We start from the raw sequence: 4132 nt of genomic DNA on the forward strand, positions 1-4132 counted from the left end.
GCCCCGGGGCGGGCCGCGGGCACGGTGTCGGGGAGGCCCGTGCGTGCCCCTTTTTAGAATCGATTCATTCCGGTGGGGGCCATCAGGGGAGACGACGGGCCCCGCCGGGCGGCTCTCCCCGCCCCGGGCGGCGGGACTCTCCCACGCACCGGCTTCGATCCCCTGCCCTCCGGGCCGGCCCCTCGCGCAACTCCCGCCGGTCGGGGGCCTCCTCCCCGGGATCCCGCCGCCCCGAAGGGACGGCCCGGCGGACCGCTGCCGTGGTCCCCGGCGGGCCGGGGACGCTCTCGTCCCCGGTTCAGGGATCGGCGCGTCCGGTTCCGGTCCCCTCACCCCGGGCGGGAGCGGGGAGCGGTTCACCGGACACCCTCTCCACCCCGGGCGCCACGGGCGAGACCCGGCGGACGCTCGCCACCTCGGCGTTGAACTGGGCCCCCGCCAACAGCGCCAGGTTGGTGACCCACAGCCAGACCAGGAACACCACGATGCCCGCCAGGGACCCGTAGAGACGGTTGTAGGTGGGGGCGTGCGAGGCGTAGAGCGCGAACCCGACCGAGGCCGTCAACCAGAGCACCACCGCCAGGGCCCCTCCCGGTGCGTTCCGTCGGGCCGCGCGGGTGGGACGCGGGCCCGTGCGGAAGACCACCAGAACCAACACCGCACCCAGACACAGCAGGAGCGGCCACTTCAGGATGTTCCACGCGGTTATCGCGGCGCCGTCCATCCCCAACAGGTGCCCGGTGAAGCGGGCCAACCCCCCGGTCAGCAGCAGCACCAGGGCGCTGGAGACGAGCAGGACCAACAGCATCAGCGCGGTGAGGACGATCCGCGGCATGGTGCGCCACACCGGCCGGGTGTCCCGCACCCCGTACATGGTGTGCAGAGCCCGACGGAAGACCCCCAGGTAACCCGTCGCCGACCACAGGGAGCCCACCGTCCCGAACACCACCAGCAGCCACACCGCCGACCGCTGATCGGCCATGTCCCGCAGCGACTGCTCCAGGAGTGCCCGGGAGGCCTCGGGAACCACCGCTCCCAACTGATCCACCAACTCGGGCACGGCGTCCCTGCCCGTGAGACCCACCACCGACACGGTCACCAGCAACATCGGGAAGATCGCCAGGACGGCGTAGTACGTCAGCGCCGCCGCCCAATCCATGAGGTCGTGCTCCCACACGGCCCCCGGCGTCCGGCGCAGCGCCCGGCCGAAGACGGCCCGCCGGGAGTCGCTCCCCCCGGGCTCCTCACCGTCCCCGACCTCCTCGCCCGCTTCGCTCTCCGCTCCGCCCGCATTCCCGGCGGAGGGGCGGGTCCCGCTCCCGATGCCCCCTCGCCTCCCGGCCTCCTCCCCCCGACCCGTGACCCCGCTCGGGTCGGGGGTCCCGGAGGGCTTCCCGGGCACCGCCATGGCCGTCGTCCCCTCGACCCCTCCGGCCGCCCGCCGCCGGCCGGCGGCGGCGTTGCTGTCGGTGTCGGTTTCGGTGTCGGGACGCACGGCCACCGGGGCGCCTCCCGTCGTACCCGACGCCCCCGGCTCCGCCCCCGGGCGGGGGGAGCCCGCCCGGACTTCGGGGTCCCGGCGGTCTCTCCCCTCGTGATCACCGCTCACGGCCGCTCCTCGTCACATCACCCGCGGTTCCGCGGCACCACCGGGGCTCGCGTGCGCGGCCCCGCTTCCCACCGGCCACGGACCCCCGTGAACGGTTTCCGTCTCGTCCTCCACCGAACCCACGGATCGGTCCCGCTCCCGGATCCGCCGGCCCCGGAAGGATACGGAGGGCCACGACCGCCCGACCGGGGGGTGGGAGCCCTCCTGCCTCTTCCGATCCCTCTTTCGGGCGTATGCCCGGGGAGACCGTGTCGCTCCCTCCCACCGGGGGTTTTCCGGATGCTCGTTCGGAGCGGCCTTTCCCCCGGAGCCGCTCCGATCGCCCCGGCGTGCGCCCCGGCCGCGCCCCGACCACCCGGGGCACGGCCGGAGGAGAAGGGTCGCCCGGTCTTCGCGACACCTCCCCGTGGATCTCCCGGCAGGGACTCCCGCCACGCCACAGCCGGACCCGGGGCCGCTCCCGCCATCACCGCTCCCCGCCTCCCACCAGGGCGCCCGCCGGGGCGCCGGCCCCCGGCCGTCGGGGAGGGCCCGCCGAGGAAGGGCGGCGCGGGGCACGCACCCCGACTTCCACCGGCACGCCGCCCCGTGCCTCCTCGGACCTCATCCGGCGCCCCACCGGGAAACCACCGCGCCCGGCCCGGGCCGGCTCACACCACGCGTACGGCCGATTCCGGTTCGACGGCGTCCTCCTCGGGAAGACGCACGTCCTCCACCACGATGTTCACCTCCACGACCTCGAGCCCCGTCATGCGCTCCAGCGCGAGGATGACGTTCTCCCGCACCGCCGCCGTCACCTCCGGTATGGAAAGGCCGTACTCGACCACGACATTGAGGTCGATCGCGGTCTGCCGCTCGCCCACCTCCACCCGCACGCCCCGTGAGACCCCTTCGCGGTCCCCGGCCAAACGGTGGCGCAGCGCCCCGATTCGAGCGAGACCCCCGGCCGGGGCCAGCACTCCGGGAACCTCGCGGGCCGCCATGCCGGCGATCTTCTCCACCACTGCGGCGGCGATCGAGGTCCGGCCCCGCATCGCGGCCGGCGCCCCGGGGCCGGTGGCCCCGGCTCCGATCGTCGTCCCCGCCCGCTCCGCACCGGACCGGACCGGCGGAGCGGCGATCTCCGTCGGGGCACCGGCCTCCGCGGGCCTTCTCGTCTCGGTCGTCATCGTTTTCTCTCCCGTGTCGTTCCCGTGTGTCGCGGAGCCCGGCGCCCCGACGACCCCTGCGCTCCCTCCTCCGGGGCCGGGTTCGGGGCCCCGGAGGGCTGCGGACCCGGTCCCGGAGAGGGACCTCCTCTTCCCGCTTTCCCCCACTCGGGGCGGAGCACCTCCCGGCCGGCCGGGCAATCCGGGAGGGGACGGGCTCCGTGCCCGGTGTCCGACCGATGGGCACCCGCGGCGGCTTCCCCCGCACCCGGTGGCGCGCTCCCGGGCCTCGGGGGCCCGCCCGGTTCGCCCCCTCACTTCTTGGACACCTCCACCGGCCTTTCGTCATGCCCCGGGGACGGAATCGTCGCGGATTCCCTCTCCGGGGTGATCGGAACAGGCGGTGGTTCCGGCGATCGGGTGAAGTGCCCGCCCCGGGCGTGATGAACGGCTCCTTCGGGTGTCCAAAGGGGAAACGAGAGTTCGTCGAAAGGAGGAGACGTGTTCCGCGACCACGACGCGTCCTCCCGGCCGGCGGTCGAGGACACCCGTCTGGTGGCCGAGGCGGTGAAGGGGGATCAGGCGGCGTTCGAGGCGTTGGTGCGCCGGCACACCCCGGAGCTTCTCCGGTTGGCCCGACGCCTGGTGGGTCCGGCCGGTGATCCCGAGGACATCGTGCAGGAGGCGTTCGTGACGGCCTGGCGTGGATTACCCGCCTTCCGGGGCGAGTCGACCTTCCGCAGCTGGATGTTCCGGGTCGTCACCAATCGCTGTCTCAACCACATCAGGGCACGCCCGCCCCTGACCGGGACCCGGGTCGGGTCCGACACGCTGCCCGCGGGCGGATACGGCTCCCCCGCCCGCACAGCCGAGGCCGGGGAGGCGATGCGGGACCTGCTCGGAGCACTCGGCCGTCTCCCCGGGGACCTGAGGGCGTGTTGGGTGCTGCGCGAGTTGCACGGTTTGTCGTACGAAGAGATCGCCCGGGCGGTGGGAGTGGGTGCGCCCACCGTTCGAGGTCGAATCCACCGGGCCCGACGCATGCTGACGGAGGCGATGAGCGCATGGCGATGACCCCCCATCCACCCCCGTCCCCGGGGGAGCGGGAGGATCCCGATCCCCGGGCGGACTCCTTCTCCCCGGGCGATCACGCGGTCGGCTTCCGGAACGCCGGGGCGCGGGGAGCACCGGGGGGCGGAAACGGCCGCCGCCTGGAGGAGGCCGTTCGGGCGCTGCGATGGGCCGACGCGGAGGCAGGCCTTCGACCTGCGGAGCACAGCCGGGCCGTGGCCGGGGTCGTGCGCCGGGTGATGGAGCGGATCCGGTCGGGGCCCCCGTACGAGGAGGGCCCGGGACCCGTGGGGGAGGGCGGAAG

Annotated in this window: 4 protein-coding genes; 2 read left to right on the plus strand and 2 right to left on the minus strand. The window is 74.6% G+C overall.

What is annotated here, in order from left to right:
• Positions 1-298 precede the first annotated feature (298 nt).
• Together FOE67_RS18575 and FOE67_RS18580 are read right to left on the minus strand one after the other, a co-directional pair.
• Positions 299-1501 carry a YihY/virulence factor BrkB family protein gene (locus FOE67_RS18575; RefSeq protein WP_323385026.1) on the minus strand — a complete coding sequence of 401 codons (1203 nt, stop codon included), beginning with the start codon at positions 1499-1501 and terminating at the stop codon, positions 299-301.
• A gap of 758 nt (positions 1502-2259) precedes the next feature.
• Positions 2260-2778: an Asp23/Gls24 family envelope stress response protein gene (locus tag FOE67_RS18580; protein WP_182665755.1), complete on the minus strand. Its 519-nt coding sequence runs from the start codon at positions 2776-2778 to the stop codon at positions 2260-2262.
• A 480-nt stretch (positions 2779-3258) separates the two neighbouring features.
• Here FOE67_RS18580 and FOE67_RS18585 point away from each other — a divergent pair, with 480 nt between their 5' ends.
• The gene (locus tag FOE67_RS18585) at positions 3259-3831 is read left to right on the plus strand and encodes an RNA polymerase sigma factor (protein WP_182665757.1); all 573 of its coding nucleotides are present in this window, start codon (positions 3259-3261) and stop codon (positions 3829-3831) included.
• Positions 3822-4132, plus strand: a 311-nt coding sequence (locus FOE67_RS29480) for a hypothetical protein (RefSeq protein ID WP_228474029.1), incomplete at its 3' end; no start/stop codon positions are given. The genes FOE67_RS18585 and FOE67_RS29480, both read left to right, overlap by 10 nt.

The organism is Streptomyces calidiresistens (assembly GCF_014141525.1).
GTDB lineage: Bacteria > Actinomycetota > Actinomycetes > Streptomycetales > Streptomycetaceae > Streptomyces > Streptomyces calidiresistens.

Bases quoted from the DNA above. Each gene is read 5' to 3' on its own strand.
- FOE67_RS18580 (WP_182665755.1), bottom strand. From the start codon at position 2,778: ATGACGACCGAGACGAGAAGGCCCGCGGAGGCCGGTGCCCCGACGGAG.